At 68.8% G+C, this 21,986-nt stretch carries 17 protein-coding genes and 4 pseudogenes; 9 read left to right on the forward strand and 12 right to left on the reverse strand.

Going from position 1 to position 21,986, the window contains the following annotated elements; translation table 11 throughout:
* Window positions 1-184 (reverse strand): hypothetical protein (locus T328_RS34990; RefSeq protein ID WP_496500305.1); only part of this gene is annotated, 184 nt, incomplete at its 3' end.
* A gap of 514 nt (window positions 185-698) precedes the next feature.
* Window positions 699-1,919, reverse strand: coding sequence for a hypothetical protein (locus tag T328_RS34995; RefSeq protein ID WP_496500306.1), 1,221 nt, complete (start codon window positions 1,917-1,919; stop codon window positions 699-701).
* A 483-nt stretch (window positions 1,920-2,402) separates the two neighbouring features.
* On the opposite strand from T328_RS34995, the gene T328_RS35000 reads away from it, so the two are divergent.
* From T328_RS35000 to T328_RS35015, 4 genes and pseudogenes are all read left to right on the forward strand, one after another.
* On the forward strand, window positions 2,403-2,642 hold the full coding sequence (locus tag T328_RS35000) for a hypothetical protein (protein WP_496500307.1): 240 nt from the start codon (window positions 2,403-2,405) through the stop codon (window positions 2,640-2,642).
* Window positions 2,643-2,775: 133 nt separating this feature from the next.
* Window positions 2,776-3,450 (forward strand): annotated as a pseudogene (locus T328_RS35005) (ISAs1 family transposase); the annotation flags it as partial.
* A 79-nt stretch (window positions 3,451-3,529) separates the two neighbouring features.
* Window positions 3,530-3,925, forward strand: a pseudogene (locus tag T328_RS35010) (ISAs1 family transposase); the annotation flags it as partial.
* 32 nt (window positions 3,926-3,957) lie between these two features.
* Window positions 3,958-4,542, forward strand: a pseudogene (locus tag T328_RS35015) (transposase); the annotation flags it as partial.
* Between the two features lie 36 nt (window positions 4,543-4,578).
* On the opposite strand, the gene T328_RS35020 reads toward T328_RS35015, so the two are convergent.
* The 5 genes from T328_RS35020 to T328_RS35040 form a co-directional block, all read right to left on the reverse strand.
* Window positions 4,579-4,995: a hypothetical protein gene (locus tag T328_RS35020; protein WP_496500308.1), complete on the reverse strand. Its 417-nt coding sequence runs from the start codon at window positions 4,993-4,995 to the stop codon at window positions 4,579-4,581.
* A 111-nt stretch (window positions 4,996-5,106) separates the two neighbouring features.
* Window positions 5,107-6,753 carry an alpha-L-arabinofuranosidase family protein gene (locus T328_RS35025; RefSeq protein WP_496500309.1) on the reverse strand — a complete coding sequence of 549 codons (1,647 nt, stop codon included), beginning with the start codon at window positions 6,751-6,753 and terminating at the stop codon, window positions 5,107-5,109.
* Window positions 6,750-7,670 (reverse strand): carbohydrate ABC transporter permease, encoded by a 921-nt coding sequence (locus T328_RS35030; RefSeq protein WP_496500310.1) that lies wholly within the window; start codon window positions 7,668-7,670, stop codon window positions 6,750-6,752. The genes T328_RS35025 and T328_RS35030 overlap by 4 nt, the downstream gene beginning before the upstream one ends.
* Window positions 7,667-8,656: a carbohydrate ABC transporter permease gene (locus T328_RS35035; RefSeq protein ID WP_496500311.1), complete on the reverse strand. Its 990-nt coding sequence runs from the start codon at window positions 8,654-8,656 to the stop codon at window positions 7,667-7,669. The genes T328_RS35030 and T328_RS35035 overlap by 4 nt, the downstream gene beginning before the upstream one ends.
* The gene (locus T328_RS35040) at window positions 8,653-10,143 is read right to left on the reverse strand and encodes an ABC transporter substrate-binding protein (RefSeq protein WP_496500312.1); all 1,491 of its coding nucleotides are present in this window, start codon (window positions 10,141-10,143) and stop codon (window positions 8,653-8,655) included. Before T328_RS35040 ends, T328_RS35035 begins: the two co-directional genes overlap by 4 nt.
* 202 nt (window positions 10,144-10,345) lie before the next feature.
* On the opposite strand from T328_RS35040, the gene T328_RS35045 reads away from it, so the two are divergent.
* Window positions 10,346-11,356: a LacI family DNA-binding transcriptional regulator gene (locus T328_RS35045; protein ID WP_496500313.1), complete on the forward strand. Its 1,011-nt coding sequence runs from the start codon at window positions 10,346-10,348 to the stop codon at window positions 11,354-11,356.
* Window positions 11,357-11,404: 48 nt separating this feature from the next.
* Here T328_RS35045 and T328_RS35050 read toward each other — a convergent pair whose 3' ends face one another.
* Window positions 11,405-12,850 (reverse strand): sulfatase family protein, encoded by a 1,446-nt coding sequence (locus T328_RS35050; RefSeq protein WP_496500314.1) that lies wholly within the window; start codon window positions 12,848-12,850, stop codon window positions 11,405-11,407.
* Window positions 12,851-13,160: 310 nt separating this feature from the next.
* On the opposite strand from T328_RS35050, the gene T328_RS35055 reads away from it, so the two are divergent.
* From T328_RS35055 to T328_RS35065, 3 genes are all read left to right on the forward strand, one after another.
* Window positions 13,161-13,946 (forward strand): GltA, encoded by a 786-nt coding sequence (locus T328_RS35055; protein ID WP_496500315.1) that lies wholly within the window; start codon window positions 13,161-13,163, stop codon window positions 13,944-13,946.
* A gap of 15 nt (window positions 13,947-13,961) precedes the next feature.
* Window positions 13,962-14,783, forward strand: a complete 822-nt coding sequence (locus T328_RS35060) for a hypothetical protein (RefSeq protein ID WP_496500316.1) — start codon at window positions 13,962-13,964, stop codon at window positions 14,781-14,783.
* A gap of 467 nt (window positions 14,784-15,250) precedes the next feature.
* Entirely contained in the window at window positions 15,251-16,045 is a 795-nt protein-coding gene (locus tag T328_RS35065; RefSeq protein ID WP_496500317.1) for a hypothetical protein, read from the forward strand.
* A 143-nt stretch (window positions 16,046-16,188) separates the two neighbouring features.
* On the opposite strand, the gene T328_RS35070 is transcribed toward T328_RS35065, so the two are convergent.
* From T328_RS35070 to T328_RS35085, 4 genes are all read right to left on the reverse strand, one after another.
* Window positions 16,189-17,829 carry an IS200/IS605 family accessory protein TnpB-related protein gene (locus T328_RS35070; RefSeq protein ID WP_496500318.1) on the reverse strand — a complete coding sequence of 547 codons (1,641 nt, stop codon included), beginning with the start codon at window positions 17,827-17,829 and terminating at the stop codon, window positions 16,189-16,191.
* Window positions 17,822-18,400 (reverse strand): IS607 family transposase, encoded by a 579-nt coding sequence (locus T328_RS35075; RefSeq protein WP_496500319.1) that lies wholly within the window; start codon window positions 18,398-18,400, stop codon window positions 17,822-17,824. The genes T328_RS35070 and T328_RS35075 overlap by 8 nt, the downstream gene beginning before the upstream one ends.
* 301 nt (window positions 18,401-18,701) lie before the next feature.
* A complete protein-coding gene (locus tag T328_RS35080) occupies window positions 18,702-18,893 on the reverse strand; it encodes a hypothetical protein (RefSeq protein ID WP_496500320.1) in 192 nt (63 codons plus the stop codon).
* 11 nt (window positions 18,894-18,904) lie between these two features.
* Window positions 18,905-19,756: a helix-turn-helix domain-containing protein gene (locus T328_RS35085; protein ID WP_496500321.1), complete on the reverse strand. Its 852-nt coding sequence runs from the start codon at window positions 19,754-19,756 to the stop codon at window positions 18,905-18,907.
* A 308-nt stretch (window positions 19,757-20,064) separates the two neighbouring features.
* Between T328_RS35085 and T328_RS35090 the strand changes: the two are divergent.
* Window positions 20,065-20,490: pseudogene (locus tag T328_RS35090) on the forward strand (tyrosine-type recombinase/integrase); the annotation flags it as partial.
* Window positions 20,491-21,986 lie beyond the last annotated feature (1,496 nt).

Genomic DNA, 21,986 nt, shown 5'->3' on the forward strand with positions numbered 1-21,986 from the left:
CGGCCAGTACGTCGTCCGTCTCCGCGCCCAGGTCACGGGCCGCGGCCACCTCCGGGAGGCTGCCGTGTCCGCCGTCGCGGACGATGCGGGCCGACCGCGCACGATCGTGCAGACCTGCATCGTTCGCCTGCTGCGCAACGCCCCTGAACGCCTTCGAGATCGCCTTCGAAGGACGCCTGGCCACAGCCAGGCGCTGACCACCACACAACCGCAGATCAGCCGTCTACTGGACACACCCTCTCTGACTCAGTTCACTAGGGCTGAGGGTGATGTGCTGGAGCGCGCGCCAGCGTTGCTTGAGTGTGGCGGCGGCGCGTTCGCCCACGGCTCGTAGGCCGCGGAGCAGTCGGTTGTGGGTGCGGTTGGCCACGCACAGCGGCTGGGGCCGGTCGGGGTGGATGGGGGGTGTGGATGCCGATGCCGGCACCCTGATAGCCCAGGCGGCCGGGCATGGGACGAACCTATCGGGTAGCGGATCGCCGGGTGGCGTACGTGTCCTGAGAGGATGGCGTCGCCAGTGATGCAGCGTAGACGGTGCAACTGACACGACCATCCGTCTTTGCGAAGCTTTCGAGGGCCGTCAGGGCAGGCGGTGGGCGGGCCGGGGCTACACTGCGCGGCTCGCACCCGATGCCCGCGGCAACGCATCGCTTGCCGGCCCGGTTCACGTTCAGCCGTGCTGACCACGGCTTCGACCGTCACTTCCGGTGCTGAGCGGGATGGCTCGGACCTCCGGGGCTCTGGCTGTGCTGCCGGGGGGGTGGGTCATAGGAGCTGGCCGACTCACCCGTGCCCGGGGGAGCGTGTATGGCCGGATTGAACCAGGACGGCTGCGGGCACGAGGGTTGATCGACCGTATGCTGAGGAAGCGCTCCCTCGGGGTACCCGCCGTCGACATTCCCGTAGCCACGCGAAGGATTGAACTCCGTATACGGACCAGCGGCGTTCTGGTCGTACTGAATACGGGAGTTCTGAGGGGTTGGACCGAGAATGGCAGGGGGGAGGTACGGGGCCTGGGTGGGTGGGGCGAAGGTGTTCGCGGTGTTTGACCACCCGGCGGGTGTGTCCCGCTGGGTGACGGAGACACCGGACCCCCAGCCAGGCGTCGGAAACGAAGATGAAGGCTGAGTGGGCTGGCTGTACGGGTCGTAGGGCGCCTCCCCTTCGCTGTAGCGCTGAGTGGTGGCGTCGTAATTTACCGGGAAACGAGCTTGGGTGGGTGGGGCGAAGGTGTTGTCGGGTTCGACAAGAGAGGGGGCGACAGGGTTAGAGGGGCCCTCCTGCCTTCTACCCTCGTGAGTTGCGTGGCGCGCCGCTCGGTACCAATGTTCCCTTTCATTGATTGCCTGTTCTATTTGTTCTTGGGGCCAGCCCGGTACCTCCACCTTCGGGTCGTGCAGCACATTCGCAAGTGTCGCCCTTACTTGCCCTATGCTGCGTGCATACTGTTCTATAGAAAGATGCTGCTCGACAAATTTAAGCTTGAGCTCCACCTTTTGGCCGGGCGTAAATTTCTGCCGGGTGAGAGGTGCGGCCGACACCCTTTCCTTTTTATCTGACAGTGCATCACGCAGGCCGAATTCGTTGTGCTCCTCCTCCTTCGCTATTCTATCCGTCAGTGTATTGAGGGGAATGTGATTGGTGCTCCGAACGTACACCGACATGGGGCGATCGGGTTGGTCGTTAATCCAATCCTTAAGAGATTGCTCCCTTTCTGAATTTTTCCCTGAATTCTTCTTCTTCTTCTTTACGTCCTCAGGGTTTACGTCTTCAATTTCCCCCTTTTCTGCTTTCTTTAGCCACCTGCCGAAGGTAGTGCAAGATAGCGATTCATTCTCGCAGAAAGCCCGCTGGCTGTACTCGCTTGTCAGGTACTCGTTTATAAGGCGGGCGACCTCGTCGAGGTCCTTCTTAGGCATGTTTGCTCCTTGGCGTGGTGTGTGGTTCGGACTCACAGGCTGTCAGGGACTACGCCGGAGCCGGTCCTGACGCCCCTGGGCCTGCTTGCCCGTACTGGCTCACAACGGAACAGGTGCCGGAGCAGTTCACTGCGGCACTGCCGACGCTCCATTGTGCGGTCGGCGGGAGCTTCGACGCAGTGACGTTTTCTCAGTGAAATGGCTTGCGCAGAGTGGGGTGAGCTTCGCGTCCTGCTCCGGGTTGGACATCCTGGAATCCGCCTCGACAGACGTGAAGCCCCTGGTAGGACAGGTCTCACCACAAGATCGTGTCCGTCGAACCCAGAGGCTTCACGTTGGTCCCCTAATCCGGGTCTATGCTGCCACGCTCGACTTCCCACGCCACGTGGTGCAGTGCACCGCCCGCTTACTGGCCGCACACCGCCGCCAGATCGGCACACCGAGCGCTCACGGGCACTGGGCCCGTTTCGCCACGCCGTGTTCGTGCTGCGCTGGTTCCGCGAGGCGGCGTGTGTGCACTGCCTGGCCCGCGACGCGGCCATCTCACAGGCCACCGGCTACCGCTATCTCCACGAAGCCATCCACGTTCTGTCCGAACACGCCCCCGACCTGCACCAGGTACTGGAGCACTGCCGCGCACACGGCGTGAGCCACGTGATCCTGGACGGCACCCTCATCCCCTGCGACCGGGCCGCCGGGGTGCGGGAGAACGGCCAGGGCTGATTCAAAGTCCAGATGATCATGTGGGCGTGCAGGTCATCACGTCGTGATGGGTGCCGCGATGCCGCCACTTACGTATCGAAGCTCCGGTTGACGGGGTGACCTCGACAAGTCGCCTCGTATCGCCGGAGCTTCGATGTGCCGCCAGTCTGCCACCGTCTGTCTGATCAAGTCGCTCACCGCCGCACAGCGCGCCGTGACCGGCATCGTGGAGCGGCTGGCCGCGCTTCCCGATCCGCGGGATCGGCGTGGCCGGCGTCATTCGCTGGTGTCGGTGCTGCTCACCGCGTGCTGCGCGGTGTTGGCCGGGGCGCGCTCCTATCTGGCCGCGGGCCAGTGGGCGCGGCATGCGCCGCAGGACACGCTCGCCCGGCTGGGGGTTCGTGCGGGCGGCCCGCTGGGGGTGCGACGCGTGCCGTCGCCCTCCACGATCCGCCGCGTGCTGACTGCTGTGTGCCCGGGAGGGCTCGCTGACCTGCTCGGATGCGATCCCGTGGGCGCGCGGCAGTTGGCCGTGGACGGTAAGACGGCGCGCGGCTCGCGCACCGACGCCGCCGCGGCCGCGCACCTGCTGTCCGCCGTGCTGGAGGGCGGACGCACCGTCAGCCAGCTGCGGGTACCGGACAAGACCACGGAAGTCACCGGCTTCACCCGGCTGCTGGCGCCGTTCGACCTGACCGGCGTGCTGGTGACCGCGGACGCGCTGCACACCCACCGCGAGCACGCGAAGTGGCTGGTGGAGACCAAGCAGGCGCACTACCTCCTGGTCGTCAAGCGGAACCAGCCGACGCTGCACGAGACGCTGCGCACCCTGCCCTGGCACCAGGTCCACCGCCCGGCACTACGACCGCGCCCTCGGACACGGACGGGCCGAGACCCGCAGCGTACGCACCTTGACCATCACCGCTCTGGACCTGGACTTCCCCCACGTGGCGCAGGCCGCGAAGATCCACCGCCACCGCACCGACCTGAAGACCGGAAAGGTCACCCGCCAGACCGTCTACACCATCACCGACTTGCCGGCACGCGCCGCATCGCCCCAGGCCATCGGCCACTTCACACGCTCCCACTGGGGAGTTGAGGCCGTGCACCACGTGCGCGACACCACCTTCGGCGAAGACTCCTCGAAGATCCGCACCGGCCACGGCCCGGAGAATATGGCCACCCTGCGCAGCTTCGCGATCACCACCCTGCGCGCCGCCGGCCACCACAGAATCGCCGCCAGCCTGCGCGAGGTCTCCTACCGCCCCTTCACCCGCCCGTTGGAGCTGCTCAACCTGCCCTGACCAGCACCCTCACATGATTACCAAGACTTTGAATCAGCCCTGAGCTCAATTACGACTTGACGGGACTGGCCCGGGTGAAGGAGGGGCGCAAGCCCGGGCCGACCGCCTCCGTGATCGACACCCAGAGCGTGAAGACATCCAGTAACGTGCCCCTGACCAGCCAGGGAACGGATGCGGCCAAGAAGATCGTCGGGAGGAAACGTGGCATCCTCACCGACACGATCGGCCTCATCCTTGCCGTGACCGTCACCGCTGCCGGCCTCTCGGAGAACGCCCTGGGAATACGCCTCCTCGACCAGGCGAAGGAGAAGTACCCGACCATCTCCAAGTGTTGGGTCGACACCGGCTTCAAGAACGCCGTCGTCGAGCACGGCGCCCGCCTCGGCATCGATGTCGAAGTCGTCAACAGAAACCCGGATACCCGCGGGTTTCACGTCGTGAAAAGACGCTGGGTGGTCGAACGGAGCATCGGTTGGATCATGCTGCACCGCCGTCTCGCCCGCGACTACGAGACACTCACCGTCAGCTCCGAAGCCATGATCCACATCGCCTCGGTCGGCAACCTCGCCAGGCGCATAACGGACGAAACCACCCTCGCCTGGCGAGGAACGTACTAGGGCATCAAGGGCAATCTGCCTACTTCAAACGCCCTCTCAGCGCGCCCGGCGGCGGCCTCGCTCAGGGCTGGGTCCGTGACCGTTGGCACCGTTTGCCGGTTGGCGCTCGGCACCGGGGGGATTCCCGTTCGCGCCGTTCACGGAGGGCAGCGTGTCGCGGGCTGTTTCGGCGGTGAGCGCGTTCATCTCCCCCCTGCCGTCACTGCGGGCCTGTTCCCGGAGGCGGCGCAAGAACCGCTCCGTGTCGAGCCGCCTCCGCCCTGAGGGAGCCGTCAGGCGCCGCACCAGGTCCCTCATCTCGTTCACGTCAGCGAACGGGTCGATCTGCTCCCCTCGGCTCGCGGCTGCCCTCCATTGTTCGTACGCCACCCATTGCCGGCGCGTCAGCGTGCTGGGATCCAGCTGCTCGGTGTACCCCTCAGCGTTTCCATCCTTGTCCACTGCATGAGGCATGGCCGCTCCTTCCCTGTGCTCTTGGGCCGCAGGGTCGCTCCAGACCCCTGCAATCCGCTACAACGCATCCCACATCCGGCGGGTTCATCGGTGGTCCCTTGACCGCATTTCTTACGCAAGGTCGAAGTCCAGCACGGTGACGGAGTGCGCCGGGAAGGTGTAGCGGCCTTCGGGCGTCTGGACCGCTGGGCGGTGGCGCACGGCGACCCGGTCGGGGGCGCTCAGGCTGTTGGCGGCCAGTACGTCGTCCGTCTCCGCGCCCAGGTCACGGGCCGCGGCCACCTCCGGGAGGCTGCCGTGTCCGCCGTCGCGGACGATGCGGGCCGACAGGGCCGTGTCGCGGTGGCGGTTGACGACGGCGAGGTGGAGGTGGCGGCCGTCGGCCGAGAGGGTGGCACTGGCGTCGAGGTGGGCCACGACGCCGGGGCGGGTGGCGAGCGCGCCGCCGCGTTCACTGCTGTCGCCCTGGCGGACGGCCGTGGTGCGGGCCGGTCCCTCGACCCTGGTCGGCAGCGCCACCGGCCCGGTGTGGTTCTGGTACAGATCCCACACGTGGTAAGAGGCGGACTTCACCGCACCGCCGGGCCGGGCCACCACGAGCCCGTTGGCGTTGACGAGGTTGACCGTGTTGGCCATCGTCACCGGCGCGGGCAGCGCGCAGGCGCGGTGCAGGGTGTGGAAGACGCCCGCGTAGAACAGGGCGTCGGCGAGGGTGCGAGGGCTGTAGCGGTTGACGCGCAGCCGCTCGGGCCGAGGCGCCGCCCCGGCGTCCGGCAGCTCGCGCGTGGCCGTGCCGCCGTCGCTGCCCGGCTGGGGCTCGGGCCAGTCGGCGGGCTCCAGGTGGCGGATGTTCCACTCGTCGAGCGCCAGCGCCGGCGGGCGCTCCAGACCGGCTTCGGCGGCGAGGTCCGCCACCAGGTGGGCGTAGTCCTGGATGCGCTGCTCGAAGTAGAGCGGCTGGGCGACGACCGCCTCGTAGTCGTCGTCGCCGTGCCGGGCGGTGTACGGGTGGGTGCTGGCGGCGTAGAGGTGCAGGGAGACGTAGTCGATCAGCGGCCCGGCCCGTTGGAGCAGGGGCCGTGTCCACTCCTCCTGCTGCCAGGGGCTGCCGCAGGCGATCAGCTTGATCGCCGGGTCGGCCAGGCGCATGAAGCGGGCGTGCTCGCGGGCCGCGGCGGCGTACTCGGCGGCCGGGCGGTGGCCCATCTGCCACGGGCCGTAGGGCTCGTTGCCGACGCCCCAGTAGCGCACGCCGTACGGCTCCGGGTGGCCGCCCGCCGCGCGGCGGCGGGTGTAGGCGGTGTCGCCGGCGTAGTTGGTGTACTCCACCCAGCGCACCGCGTCGTCCACGCTGCGGCAGCCGTGCACCAGGAACGGCTCGGCGCCCACGTCCGCGCACCAGGCCAGGAACTCGTCGGTGCCGAAGCGGTTCGACTCCTCGCCGCCCCAGGCCAGCTCCAGCCGCCGCGGGCGCGCGGCGCGCTCCCCGATGCCGTCCTCCCAGTGGTACGGGGAGGTGAAGTTGCCGCCGGGCCAGCGGACGTTGGGGATGCCCAGCTCGCGGCAGAGGGCGAGCACGTCCTCGCGGAACCCGGCCCGTACGCCGGGACCCGGTGCGGACAACGGCGAGTCCTCGTCGAAGACGCCGCCCTCGATGTTGCCGAAGAACGCCGACTCCAGGAAGTGGCCGTAGATGTCGCGCTCGATGCGGCCGGCGGGACGTCGGACGTCGATCTCGATCACCGCCTGCACGGTCACGACTTCACCGCCCCCGCGACGCCGTCGATGAAGTGCCGCTGCAGCAGGACGAAGACGATCACGACGGGGAGCAGGGAGATGGTGCCCGCCGCGGCGAGTCCCGGCCAGTCGATGGAGTTCTCGCTGCGGAACGCCAGCATGCCGACCGACAGGGTGCGCAGCTCGGGACGGCTGAGGGTGAAGACCAGCGGGAGGAAGAAGTTGCTCCACGCGAACAGGAAGGTCATCACCGCCACGGTGGCGGTGACCGGGCGCGCGATGGGCAGCATGACCTTGGTGAACGTGCGCACGAATCCGGCGCCGTCGAGCATGGCGGCCTCCTCCAGCTCGCGGGGTACGGACCTGAAGTAGCCCGCGTAGAGCAGCACTCCGGCCACCTGACCGGTGCCGCTGAGCGCGAGGATCAGGCCCCAGCGGGAGTTGAGCAGCCCCAGGGAGTCGCTGAGTTCGGTGACGGGGATGACCGTCAGCCCCACCGGCACGAAGAGGGTGGCGACCAGCAGGACCACGAAGATCCGCTTGCCGGGGAAGCTGTACCGCGCGATCACGTAGCCCGCCATAGCGCAGCGCGCCACGACGAGGACGACCGTTCCCAGGGTGACGAGGATGCTGTTGAGCAGGTAGTCGGAGAACCCGCCGACGTCCCACGCCCGTTCGTAGCTGTCCAGGCTCCAGCGGTCGGGGATCAGCGACAGCCCCCCGGAGAACACCTCGGCCTGGTCCTTGAAGGACACCGAGACCACCCAGAGCAGCGGGTAGATCCACGCCACGCAGATCACGGCGATGATCGCGACCTGCACCCAGAGCAGGACGCGGCGGCGGGTCCGGACGGACGCGGACCGGCGCTCGCGGCGGCGGGGGAGGCGGGGGCGTAGGGGGAGGCGGCGGGCCGCCGGACGGTTCGCGGATTGGCTCATGCTTCCTTCCTCCCGTTGCGGCGGGCCAGCCGGACACCGAGCACCTGCAGCGCCGCCAGGACCACGGTGACCGCGCCGAAGAGCACCGCGACCGCGGAGGCGTAGCCGAGCCGCGGCGTGGTGGAGGCGTAGGCGAGCCGGTAGATGTAGACCTCGACGACCTCGGTGGAGAAGAACGGGCCGCCGTTGGTCAGGGTGAGCACCAGGTCGAAGACCTGGAGTGTCTCCACCGCGCTCAGCAGCGTGATGATGACGAGGAAGGGCTTCAGCACCGGCAGCGTGACGTGGCGGAACCGCTGCCACGGTCCCGCGCCGTCGACCTCGGCGGCCTCCAGCAGCTCCCGGGGCACGGTCTGCAGGGCGGCGAGCCAGTAGACCAGGGTGATGCCGAACCACTTCCAGACGTGCACCCCCATCGCCGTCCACGGCGCGAGGCCGGCGTCGCCGAGGAAGTTCACGGGGGTGTCGACGATGCCCAGCGACAGCAGCACGTGGTTGACCGGGCCGCCGACGGGGTCGAGGACGAAGCCGAGCACGATGCCGACGATGGCGGTGGTCGTCACCACGGGCAGGAACAGCGCGGTGCGGAAGAGCCGGGCGAACGGCAGCCTGGGGTTGTTCAGCACGATGGCCGCGCCGAGCGCGAGGCCGACCCGTACCGGCACCGACACCAGCATGAACAGCAGGGTGATCCACAGGGCGTTCCAGAAGAACGGGTCGGAGAACGCCTCGGCGTAGTTGGCGCCGCCGACGAACTCGCCGTCGCCGGTCAGCCCGTCCCAGTCCAGCAGCGAATACCAGACGCTGGCGGCGATCGGCCAGAGCGTGTACATCCCGTACAGCACGATCGTGGGGAGCAGGAACGCGTAGACCCACTTGTTGCGGCGGAGGCGCGTGCCGAGGGAGTGGTCGCCGTGCGGGTCCGGCCGTCGCGGCGCCCGGGTGGTGGTGGCGCGCGGCGTGCGCGCCGGCTTGGTGAGGCTCACTCGTCGCCCTCCTTGCCGGGCACGTAGTCGTGCCCTCGCCGCCAGTCCGGGAACACCCAGTCGTCGAGGGAGGCGTCGAGGCCGTCGGCGCGGGAGAGCCGGATGGCGCGGTCCCGCTCGGCGCTCATGTCGCTCTGGTACGTGCGCAGCGCCGCGGCCGGGTCGTCGAGCGCACCGACGAGCACTCCCTGGACGATCTGGCCCAGGTCCGGGGTGACCTGCCGCATCCGGGCCGTGATGTCGCCGATGCGGGGGTTGTTCATGGTGGGGTCGGGCAGCAGGCGGACCGTTTCGGCGTACATCCGCACCGCCCGACGGTAGACGCCGGGCACGTCGGCGTCCGCCACCGCGCCGAGGTCGAGCGGGGGCAGGTCCATGCCCTCGGCGAGACCGCGGTAGTAGTCCGGCCCGGTCAGCTCGCCGAGCAGCTCGGCCGCCAGCTCGGGCCGCTTGCTGTCGGCGGTGACGAACAGCTGGGTGGAGCCGTACGCGACGTGCACCAGGGGAGCGGTGCCGGCGTCGGGCACGGGGATCTGGCCGACCCGCATCCTCGGCATGAACTGGGGGAAGCCGCCGCGTACGACGCCGGCGTTCCACGGGCCGTCGAGGAACATCGCCGCCGCCCCGGACGCCCAGCGGGAGCGGGCGGTGCGCACGTCGAGCGAGGTGGAGGAGGGGAACAGCACCTTGTCGTCGCGCAGGGCCTTGAAGAACTCCAGGGCGCGCACGAAGGACTCGTCGGCGTAGGCGTACTCCCCGGTGGCCGGGTCCCACTCGGCGGCGGCCCCGGCGACGTTCGCGAGGTTGACCAGGCGCTGCTTCAGGCGGTCGGTGAACTGCACGCCCTCGATCCAGCCCCAGACCCGGTTGTCGCCGGCGCGCGTGATGCGGCGGGCGAGGGCGCGGAACTCGTCCCAGGTCGCCGGGCCGGCGTCCGGGTCGCCGCCGGCCTGCTCGACGAGCCTGCTGTCGAACCAGTTGAGGGTGGAGTGGGACCGGTCGCTGAAGAGCGGCATCCCGTAGATCTCGCCGTCGAACACGTTCAGCCCCTCCACCAGCCCGGCGCGGGGGATACGGGCACGGGCCTCGGCGGAGAGCCGCAGCGGCTGGAACCAGCCGTCGCGCTTCAGCCGGGCGACCCCCGCGGCGGGTGTGCCGCCGGGCACCTCCAGGCCGGCGAGGGTGGTGATGTCGGGCAGCTGGTGGCTCTTGCGGGCCAGCTGCAGGGCCTGGCCCATCTGGTCCGGGTTGTAGACCTGCCGGGCGACCGCGGTGCCGGGGTGGTGCTTCTCGAAGACCCGGGCGAACCGGTCGTGCACCTCCGCCACCGGCTCGTACTGGTCCCACCAGGTCAGGGCGCCCGCCTTGCGGCCGTCGGCCGTCACCTCGGCGGAGCCGGACGAGCAGCCCGCCAGCAGTCCGCCGCCGGCCGGTGCGGCGGCCAGGGCGGTGCCGTGTCCCAGCAGCGTGCGCCGGCTGATCGCCATCTCTCCTCCTGGTGTCGTCCCGGCCCGTACGCGCCCCGGGCATGTCGGTCGGTGCGGGGCGGGACGCCCGGCGTGTGACATCCCCGTGGCGCGAACGTTCGCTCATCGTGGCCACCACGCCCCGGCGCGTCAACACCTCGTACCGATGTCCGTCGGCCGACGGCCGATCGACTGCCGATTCGCGGGTCGTTATGATCCGACAGTGCCGAATGTCTCCTTGAAGGACGTAGCCGCCCGGGCCGGAGTGAGCTTCCAGACCGTCAGCAAGGCGCTCAACGACTCCGGCCGGGTCTCCGCCGAGACCCGGCGCCGGGTGCGGGAGGCCGCGGACGAACTGGGCTACGTGCCGAACGTTCTCGCACGCGGCCTGCAGACCCAGGTGACGGGCACCATCGGCGTGCTCAACTCCGACTTCAGCAACACCGTCCTCGCGCAGCACCTGGTCGGCATCGAGCGCGAGGCCCGCAGCCGCGGCCTCGGCGTGCTCATCAGCAGCGTCGACGCCACCGGCTCCGACGCCGAGCGCGCGCTGCGCGTGCTCACGGAACGGCGCGTCGACGGCATCATCTGCAACGCCCCCGCCGTCGAGGACGACCCGCGCACGGGCACCCTCCTGCGCTCCGGCCGCATCCCCGCCGTGTCCCTGCACCACATCGACGGCGGCGGCATCCCCGTGGTGCACGGCGACAACCGCGAGTCCGCCCGGCTACCGATGCGCCACCTGCTGACGCTGGGGCACCGGCGCATCGGCGTCATCGCGGGGCTGCGCGCGCGCCGCGTCACCCGCGAGCGCCTCGACGCCTACGCGGAGGTCCTCGGCGAACACGGCATGGCCCTGCCGCCCGAGCTGGTGGAGGAGGGCGACTGGGAGGTCGAGGGCGGCCACCGTGCGGCACACCGGCTGCTGGACCGCATACCCGGACTCACCGCCCTCGTCGCGCAGAACGACACGATGGCGGTCGGCGCGCTCAACGCGCTGTACGAACGCGGCCTGCGGGTGCCCGAGGACTGCTCGGTCGTCGGTTGCGACGACCTGCACTTCGCGGCGCGCACGATCCCGCCGCTGACCACGGTGCGGCTGCCCTTCCACCGCGCGGGGGAGACCGCGCTGGGGCTGCTCGCCGAACAGATGGAGACGGGCGCGGCGGCCGACAGGACCATGCCGGTGGCCATGGTGTACCGCGCGTCGTCGCGGGCCGTCGCCCCGTCCTGAACGCCTGCACGACGGGGACGACGGGGTACGGTTCAGCGGCTCACCGGTTCACCAGTGGCCGTCGCGGGGCTGGGTGCGGTCCTGTGCGGCGACGAGCACGTCCATCAGATACGCCTCAAGATCTGCGCGCAGTTCGCGGGAGCCGGCGTCGTGCCAGAGGTTCGTCATCTCGCGCGGGTCGGCGGCCAGGTCGTACAACTCACCGTCACGTGCACGCCCGGAGACGGGGGCGCCGTGGTGCACGACCAGCTTGTGCACGCCGGTACGCAGCATGGTGGCGTGGCACGGGTCCGCGTACGGATGGCCGGAGTCCCGGTACTCGCACAGGGCCCAGTCGCGCACGCCGGCCGCCTCGCCCCTGGCCGTCGGCAGCAGGCTGGTGCCCTGGGCGCGCGGCAGCGGCGGGATGCCGGCGGCGTCGGTGAGGGTCGCGTTGAGGTCGATCCACTGGACGAGCCCGGGGCGGCGCTCGCCGGCCGGCAGCCCGGCGGGCCAGCGCATGACGAGCGGGACGCGGACGGCGCCCTCGTAGAACATCGGGCCCTTCAGCAGCAGCCCGTGGTCGCCGAGGTTCTCGCCGTGGTCGCTGGTGAAGACGACCAGGGTGTCCTCGGCGAGCCCGGCCTCGTCGAGGGCGGCGAGGATGCGGCCGACCTCGTCGTCGATCAGGGCGACCATCGCGTAGTAGTTGTGGACGATGTCGCGGATGCCGGCCTCGTCGTAGTCCTGGAAGCCGGGCAGGTGGCCCGCGTAGCTCTTGACCGACGCCTCGGTGAGCACGGCCGGGCGGTCGGCCAGGTCGGCGGGCGAGCCGACGGGGGCGGGAAGCGCGGCGGGGTCGAAGCGGTCCAGGTACTCCGGCGGCGCGACGAAGTCGTGGTGCGGGTCGTAGAAGTTGACCCAGGCGAAGAAGGGCTTGCCCGGCTCGCGGCCGGCGCGCAAATAGTCGATGGCCTCCTCGGCGGCCCAGTGGCTGTAGTGGGCCTCGGCCGGCATGTCGTCGAAGCTGCCGGTGCCCTCCTCGGCCGCCGCGTACAGGGCGGGGTGCTCGCGCCGCAGCCACTGGTGGTACGCGTTCCGGGGCGAGGGGTGGCGGGGGTCGTGGGAGTGCCGGTAGACGCGGTAGCCGTCGTCCTGGCGTACCTCGTCACGGCCGCCGAAGCAGGACGACAGATGCTGCTTGCCGAAGAGAGCGCAGTCGTAGCCGGCGTCCGCGAGGTTCCTCATGAACAGGCGGTTGCCCTCGGGCAGCGCGACCCCGTTGGCGTGCAGGCCGTGGGCGGCGACGTAGCGGCCGGTCATGAGGGAGGCGCGGGACGGCGCACAGACCGGGTTCTGCACGTAGCAGTTGTCGAACACCACCCCGTTCGCGGCGAGGGCGTCCAGCACGGGGGTGCGGGCGTGCTCGTTGCCGTAGGCGCCGAGGGTGTCGTAGCGCTGCTGATCGGTGCAGATGAAGAGGATGTTGGGCCGACGCTGGGGCGTGCCGTGCATGCGGTTCCGACCTCCGGAATCTGGCGAGCGCGAACGTTCGCCCACTGTCGATCGCGGCGGACACCCCTGTCAAGAACCCGCCGCCGGCGCCCGGCCGGGTGAGCCAGCTCCCGGACGCCGCCGGCCGAGCAGCGCGCCCCCCGGCCCGAGCCGGCGCAAGGTAGGGAACCGTGCCCCCACGATCCAGGAGTCCGGGCGCTTGCTGGTCGCTTACGGCGCTGCCCGTTGAACCGCTGACAGATGACTCACGTTGTGTCTCCCGATGCCGATGATCACCGTTCTGACGCCCGTGCATGAGGGCAGGTACGACATGCGCGAACTGCATGAGTGCCTCTGCGGGCAGAAGCTCCCCGCCGGCTGGCAGCTTGAGTGGGTGGTACAGGAGGACGGACGGACGGGGAAGCCGTTGGATGCTCTCCCGGACGTGCCGTGGATCTCGAAGGGGGTCGGCCGCTGGGGTGGAGCCGCCCAGGCCCGCATGCTGGGGCTGGCGCGCGCCACCGGAACGCTGCTGCGCTGCGTCGACTCCGACGACCTGCTGCCGGATCAGGAGACCCTCGCCCGCGATATCGAGGTCTTGGAGGCCAACCCGCGCTGCGGCTGGACGGTTGCCCCGTGCCTCGATCTGCACACTGACGGCCGCGTGGAGCCAGGTCCGTACGACCCCGACCCCGGACTGCTGCCGGAGCGGGCACTGCTGGACGGTGCCAAGCGCGGTGAACTGCCGGTCATGGGGACCACGTTGACCGCCCGCACGGACCTTGTGCGTCTCGTCGGCGGCTGGCCGGCGATCCCGGCTTTCGAGGATGCCGCCGTCGCCCTGTTCTGCGAGGCGGTCAGCAGGGGGTGGATGCAGGCCAGGCCGGGCGAGGTGTATCGCAAGCACCCCGGCCAGCACACCGTCACCGCGGCCTACCACGACGACGAGGAGAAGACACTCCGCCAGAAGATCGCCATCGATCGTGCCGAAGCACTGCACGCCTCCGGCTGGCGCTGGTCGCCGACCGCGTCACACCTCACCGAGCAGCTGACCGGGCCCCGAGCCCCAGCCTTACCGGGCAGAGTCAGACAGTGGCAGGGGGAGGAGTGGCAGTGAGAGGAGTGACAGGAGATGGACGGCCTCGAATCCGTGATGTGGCTGGGCGGCCCGCCGGGGGCGGGCAAGTCCACCGTTGCCCGGCTGCTCGCCCGGCGTCGCGGGCTGCGTTGGTACAACGCCGACGCTCACACCTGGGACCACCGCGACCGAGCGATCGCCGCAGGCTGTCCGGCCGCCATTCGGTACGAGGAGATGTCGATCCCGGACCGCTGGTCGGCGCCCCTGACGGACCGGCTCGCGATGTCCCTGCACGACGTACGCGGCCACATGGTCCAGGACGACGTCCGTGCACTGCCCGCCGCACCACTGACGATTGCCGAGGGCACCCCGATCACGCCGGAGGCGGCAAAGGGCCCGGCCCTGTGGCTCGTCCCGACTCCACAGCTGCAGCGTGACCGCCTGAACGAGCGTGACCTGCTACCCGGGGTACGGGAGCTGTACGAGCTTCTGGGTGACGAAATCGCGGCGGAGGTGGAACAGTTCGGCGGCCGGACCGTGGTGGTCGACGCCTCATGCAGCGTGGAGGACGTCGTCAGGAAGGTCGAGGTCCACTTCGCCGAGCCGCTCGCTCGTGGGCCCGTGGCAACCAGCCGGGCGGAGCGACAGCAGCTACTCCGCTACGCCAACCGCGCCTTCGTCGCTCAGTACCAGACCTTCTTCACCCGATCCTGGGCACGGGCGCTCGGGAGCACCTCGGATGTCGTGCTGTCCTTCTCCTGCGAGTGCGCACGGGACGGCTGCGAAGAGCAGGTCGACCTTGCCGTGGCCGACTTCCCCGTACCCCCGGACGACACTTCCTCTCCGCTCCTGGCCGCGGGCCACGACCGTCCTTGAAGAGGGCCTGCCGGCGGCTGCGAGATCGCCCAGGCACCCAGGCGGCGAGCAGCGCCGGGACAATCGCTGCCGATCGGGTCCGCGGTCGCCTTCGGGCGCTGCTGGCCGAGGGCATCGGCGGCACCCTCAGGGCCTCGCTGTCCGCACCGCCCCTGGAGGAGGCCAGGGTCGGGCCGCAGATCGTGCGGGGCCGCCTCTCGTCGTCTCGCGAGGTCGACGGGCGGCACACCCTCAATCCTGAGTTCGGCGTGATGTCATCTTCGATTGGCTCAGAGTTCAGGAGGCTAACGATGTGCCTGATGTCCGCCACGGATCCCATGGCGAAGAGATAACGGAACGGACAGGGGTAGGAAATGCCGAAAGACTCCGCGAGGCCGTCGCCGGCCGAACCCTCAGGCGAATCCACAGAACCGCAGAACTCGCCCATACTTCCTTTCGGTCCCCTGGTACTCAGCTCGGCGTCCGGTGTGCCTGGTCGCATCAAAAAGCATGAGCGCGACGACGCAGGTCGCATCCGCGTCAACCCCTTGTTGATATCACTCGATGATATTCCCCTCGACTGGATTCTTAAGGGGCGAGAAGGTGCGGTCTGGCAATACTCGGCCGTACTCCGTCCCGACGACCCGGAGAAGCCGGAAACCGCGCGCTGGCAGATCATGCTGGGCAGCGAAGAGCCCCTCACGATCATTTCCGAGGAATATTGGGACTACATGCTGGAGCAGTCGAAGAAAGACGCCAAAAGGAAGCGATCGGAAGACCCGGAGAAGGAAGTAAGGATGCTGACGCGGGAGGACATAGATGACCTGAAGAAGGGGATCAGCGAACTAGGCCATCCCACCATAACGGTAGACTGGGAAAAGGGGACCGGGAGGACGGTGGAGGGGGAAGCCGCAGCAAGTGGCGAATTCCGATTCTCACCGAATGCGCAAAAGGGTAAGGTGAACGATCAGTCGGGGCGCTACATGAGTGCGAAGGTCAGGGGGGCCGTAGTCCCCGAAGAGGGCTTGAAATGGCTCCTGGAGATTGCGGGTGCCTTCAGCGAGAAGCTGGAGGGAAGGCTCGTCGAGTCCGAGCAGCTGAAGACAGCGCCGAGGCAAGGGAATGAACCAGCTGCGGCACACGCCTCCCTCCTGCCGACGGGCGGCGCGCAGACCACGGGGGCTCCCGGTCAGTCCGCTCCCGCCCCGGCACCCGATCCCGCCGCCCCCTCCCACAATCGCCCAGCGGCACACACCACCGAGCAGTCCAAACGCCGACGTTGAGGGGATTTCCACCACTGGCTCCACGCTGGCTTGCGGGACAACATCGTTTCTCGGCGAGCCCGAGGAACGCGCCCTGGGACACCACCCACCGGTCGTCGGTTCGAATCCGACAGGGCTCTGATGCTGGTCCGGAGATACCGTTCCTAAAGGCTGAGCGGGAGCGAGTCCTGTTGCCAGAACCTGTGCTCAGCCGAACGCCCCGAACGGTCTTGGGCGTTCTGGTCCACCGCGTTCCTGCCGTATCCAGCGCCAGCGGATCGTGTCCGTGGTCCGGGGATACGGAGGCGGTTTCCCTCACGCCCCCGGTCACCGGGTCGGGCCTGGGCGGTCCGATGCCCGTGCGCATCGCTCTGGTGTGCACGGGGCGGTGCCGTCCGTCGCCTGATCCGGTGTCCGAGGGCGCGTCGTCCGATCGCCACCGAGGCCGCCGCGTGGCGGGTGATGGAGCGTTTCGGGGTGGAGAGGGGGGCTTGCCAGTGCTGGGCGCCCCACTGGGAGGTGTAGGCGGGATCGACAGCGATCACGCTGATACCGGTCTCCGCGCACATCGACACTAGGCGCGCGCGGAGTTTTCCGGTCGGAATGCCGGAGATGAGCTGCCGGAACTTCTTCTTACGGCCGTGCTTTTCGCGGGTCTTGGAGTCGGTGAAGTCGAGGTCTTCGATGGCGACGGCCTGCACGCCGGTGTCTTTCGCCCAGTGGAGGAGGCGCGTGAGGGCGTGGCGGAGCTGGGCGTCGCGGTGGGTTGCCGAACCGGACAGGTCGTAGTCGAAACGGCGGGGCTTGCCGACTGGGTTGCCGTACTCGTCCAGCCGCCACGCGGCCAGGTGATCGGCGTTCGTATCGACGCCGGTCACACCGTCGGCACGCAGGGCGTCCAGCGGCACGACAGGAAGGTCTTTGCGGGTCCAGGACGCGTCCAGGTACCAGCGGTCGGTAGCGGTGTTGAGGTGGATGCGGTAAGCAACACACCGGTTCGCCTCGACGCGGTCATGCCACTCATCGCCCCGGTGCGGGAAGCTCACACGGGCGGCGAGGACGTACCGGCCGTGCCTGGCGTTCGCATGATGGGCCAGCGGCCCGGGCAGTCTGATGCTGATCTCGCCGTCGGGGGTGACGCGGATCGTCTCGTTCCCGAAGCGCTTGCCGGACTCGCCGTCAGCGGCCAGGAACCAGCGAGCGGCTTCCCACCCGGCGCGCCACTGCTGTTCGGTGAGCTGAGCAGCTTGAAGGTTGTGGCGCTTGTTCAGCACGTGCTTGCCGCCGCGTACCACCGACACGCGCCCGGCTTCCCGCTCAGCGGTGACACGCTCGTACTCGCGCTCCAGGTGCGCCAGACGGCGCGTCTTGTGGAACCACTCGTTCTTGGATCGGTAGCCGCCTGGCTTTCCCCGGCTGCCCTTCTCGCCGACCGGCAGGGACAAGCGGTGCATCAGCATGCCGATCCCGGCGGCCAGCGACAACCGGTGAGCATCCTGCCCGCGCCGGGACAGGCCCCACTGGTCGTGTGTGTGGGAGGTAACCGAACCGGCCCACCGCGACGACGACTTGGCCGTCAGCTCCCGCTTCCGCGTCGCCCACGTGTCCGTGGAGTGCTGAAGACCGTCACGACAGCGCCGGGCCAGATCACGCGAGGCCAGATGCCCCATGTGCTTGCCCACAGTGCGCAGCACCTTCTCATCCTCGGGCGTGAGGCCCTTGAGACGGTCGCGGATGCTGACGCCGGTCGGGCCGTCGGCGACGAACGGACGGGCAATGGCCCGCAGCTTCTTCTTCTCAGCCATGCTCAGCCGCCGCTTCAAGGGCGGCCTTCGCCCGGTTCTTCGCCGACCGTCGGCCGTACAGGCGGGCACAGAACGACGTCAGAACTTCCACCATGTCCCGCACCAGGTCGTCTTCGACCTCGCCGTCATCGAGGACGACGAGACGACGACCGTGCGCGAACAGTGCGGCTTCGACCAGCTCCACGTTCATCCGGCCAAGGCGGTCCTTGTGCTCCACCACCACGCAGGTCACATCCGGATCGGCCAGCAGACGCCGTGCCTTCGAACGCGCACCGCTCACCCCGGACGCGATCTCCGACTCCACCCGGACCACGCGATGACCGGCCTTCGCCGCCCACGCCGACAACCGCGCCACCTGACGCTCCAGGTCAGCCATCTGGTCGTGGGAAGAGACACGGGCGTACAAGCCCAGACCGCCAGCGGCCTGAGGCGTGGTGTTCGCGTCGACGTTCACCAGGATCGTGCGCGGCCCGACCCGCTGAGCAGGCACCGGCAGCGTCCCCTCGCGAAACCACTTGTACGCGGTCTGAGGGTGGACGCCCTGCGCTCGTGCCCACTCAGTCAGATTCACCCCATGATCATATCACGCCTGATCAGCCTTACACTCACTCAATCGACCTCAGAGACAAGCAGTTGACCACCCTCGTCCCTTCGACAGCACCTCCACGCCCGAAGCAGCGGAATCCGGCGCCGCCCGGGGCGACACGCGGGTCTTGGACCCGTCCAGCCTCAGCCCACGGCACGAAACGGTCCACCGACGGCGTCGGTGGACCGTTAGTCGGGAGAAGGAGTCCGGTTACTCGAATGGAGCCCGTCTTTTCCGATCTCGCCCCGCACTCCGGACAGCCCGTTGAGGGGGCGCCCCTCGACCGCTACAGCAGGTGGTCGGCCTTGCCTGCTTTGATGTCCTGGATGAGCGTGCGCAGCGCCTCGTGGGTGTCGGTGAGGTACGTGTCCTCGTGGCCAGCTACGGCTATGTACGCGTTGCCGTCAGCGTCCGTTCCGATGCGGAAGCAGTTGTTGCCCTCTGCGCAGAAGGGTGCTTCCCAGACGATATCTGACACGGTCGAACTCCCTAGAGATCTTTGATGATGGCGTGGATGAAGTCTCGTGACGCGTCGGCCGACAGGCTCATGCGGTCCATCCATTCCAGGTGGGCACGGTACTTGGAGAGTTGCAGCTCCGCATGCATGAATTCCGGGTTGTGGGCCGAGTCCAACTGCGCCGTGTCGAGTTGAGGCACAGGACCCTCCGCGTACAACAGGGCATGACCCGCACCAGGAAAGCTTCCGAGCCCCACAGGCACGACACGCACGACAACGTTCGTCCGCGTGCTGTGCCGGACCAGGGCGTTGAGCTGAGCCCTGGTCGTCTCACGTCCCCCGAACAACATGCGCAGCGCCGCCTCGTGTACGTACCCCACGTACGCCACGGGCTCCTCGCGGTCCAACACCCGCTGCCGGTCCATGCGATGCGCGACGCGCAGTTCGATTTCGAGGCGTGACATCGCAGGGAGCCCCGCCGCGAAGATGCTCCGTGCGTAGTCCTCCGTCTGAAGCAGCCCAGGCAGATGGGTGGTCTGGATCGTTTGAATGCGGGCCGCGTGCCATTCCAGTTCGACGATGTCCAGAAGGCCGGGCGAGACCCTGCCCCTGTACTCATCCCACCAGTGAGACCCGGACGGCCGGGCCATGTCCGCCAGTGCCGCCAGGTACCGCTCGTCCGCACACTCGCAGTGCGTTGCCAGTGTTCGCAGGCGTTCCGGACTGATGTTGCGGACGCCTGTCTCGATGTTCGAGATCTTGCCTCGATCGACTCCCAACAAGCCAGCGACGTACTCGGTGGTGAGCCCCGCTTCTGTGCGCAGCTTCTTGATCTCCGCGCCGAGTCTGCGTTGTCGCTGTGTGGGTGTGGTGCGTGGGGGCATCGATCGCCTTTCTCCTCGTGCCGGGACCCAGTCTGCCGATGCGCGGCAGCGTAATCCATAGGGGCACTACCTCACGCATAAGGTGGCGCCGTGCCACTCCTTGCCCTACTGTAAGTCACGCGACGCTCACGCAAGGCGAATGAGACCCCGGCTCATGCCATCCGCGCCACCCCCCGCCCTAGCACCCCGCCGCCGATCGCGGCGAACTCCGCCCCGCCCCGCCCCGCCCCGACCCGGCGCCCCGTCCGCGAACCAGACAGCCCCGCCTCCCGAAGCGCGCCCAAAGGGCTGGCCACGGTACGGACACGATCTACGTGGGGGCCGTCTCCCGTGGATAAGCCCCGAACGGCAAGCGCCGTCGACCGAAGGCGTACGGCAAGACGAAGACCGAAGTCCGCCAGAAGATCCGGGACCTGAAGAAGGAGGTACAGACCGGCGTCAAGGCTCCGGCCAACTACACGGTGGCCGACGCGGTGAACGACTGGCTGGATGGCGGACTCAAGGGACGCGACGAGAAGGGCACCATCGGCAAGAACCGCTCGATGGCGAACAAGCACCTGATTCCGTTCATCGGCAAGGCCAAGCTGAAGGAACTCAGCGCGGATGATGTCGATGACTGGATGGACGGCAGGGCCGAATTCCTCGCGACGCGAAGCCTGCGTGACCTGCTCGCCGTCCTGCGCCGCTCCATCGCGCACGTGCAACGCAGGGACAAGGCCGTACGGAACGTCGCCGCCGACTTGGTTCGGTCCTACCGCCGCCTCGGCGATGGTGAGCGCCGCGAGGGGTTATTCGGTGGTGGCGCTGTTGCCGGTGTGCTCGGACCGGGTGCTGGAGAAAACTGCACGACGGCCTCGCCAACTTGTGGATGGGGGCTGTACCGCGGTGGAGGTGCGTCCGGATGCGGCGACCGGACGGTCCTCAGAACGTTCTCCCGAGCCTCATTGAACGCTGACAGCAGGCCGTGCAATGACTGCTGCAGCTCGCCCCTCGCGGTCAGCGACCGCATCGCCCTCCCGTGCGTCCGTGTCCACGTGTCTTTAAACGTCGCTGCCGCGCTTTCCTCTCGTTCGAACGCCGACCGTACCGCCTCGTCCTGCTCCGCCAGCTGAGGGCTCAGCTCCACCCCCCTGTCTCTATGGAGCTGTTCTAGCTCATTCCACGTAGCGCGAGTCGCTCGCCAGGAGTCTTGCAGCTGACGCAACACTTCTCGATTAGCGGTGTTCTGCATGAGTGCTCGAAACCGCTCTCCTATTGGCATGTGCCCTCAATCTGATCGCGAAAAGAATCCGTGTGTGCCTCGACGGTGAGGGCCGGCTGCGAGACCAACCGACCGACACTCTCCTGTGCCTCTTACACGGAAGCGGAGCGAAAGGGGTTCACCCGGGTTCACCCCCTGGCCGGTGGGCGGGACGAAGGAGGTCCGGTCGGGTGCGGGTCTGCCTCGTCGTGCGGCCTGTCGCGGTGAGGTCCCCCCGGATGAGGTCCATGGCGGCATCGGGTCCGGTCAGGCAACCGCGCGCACGCGAAGCTGCGCAGCCCGGTCGTGCGGGCCTTCGCCCGGCTCAAGCAGCCGGCGCCGCCCGGGCCGCGCCGGTCCGCGCCGCCGCTGGCGGATCCCCCCGCACAGGGCCAGTGGCACTGCCCCCACGCGGCTGCACCGTGGCGGCGGCAGGGGGCGGGAACCGGCCGGTGCCCCCGGCCTCACGAGTACGCACCGGCACCGCACCCCGCGCCATGGCCACCCTGCACAACCTCGCCATCGGACTCATGCGCCAAGCAGGCTGGACCAATACCGCCGCCGCAGCCGATCACCACAGGTCACGACCTCAGCACGCGATCGTCACGCTCCGACTCAGAACCTGAGAACGCATCGCCCGTGACACGGCCGCCATGGTCAAACGCGAGGGAGGCATCCCGGCATACGGCAACCAGCGCTCCGGCTGGGACGCGGGGCTTCACCCCGGCTTCCCCAACCCCGAGTACCGCTGGCCGTGCCGGGCGTGCGTGCGGCCCGATCGCCCGCCGGCCCGGTGAACCGAAGCGGCGGCGGACACGTGGTGCCCCTGGATCAGACTGCGAATCGGTCGGCAGTACTGCCGTCCGTGCCGAAGCACTCTCGCGTCGTGCGACTGGCTGCCCGCCGCGAAGAAAGGTTGATATGACCACACCGCTGCCTCCTCAGCCAAGGCCGTCCCGTTCCAACACCGACGATTCCCGGCACACCGCG

Source organism: Streptomyces sp. CNX435, from assembly GCF_059570575.1.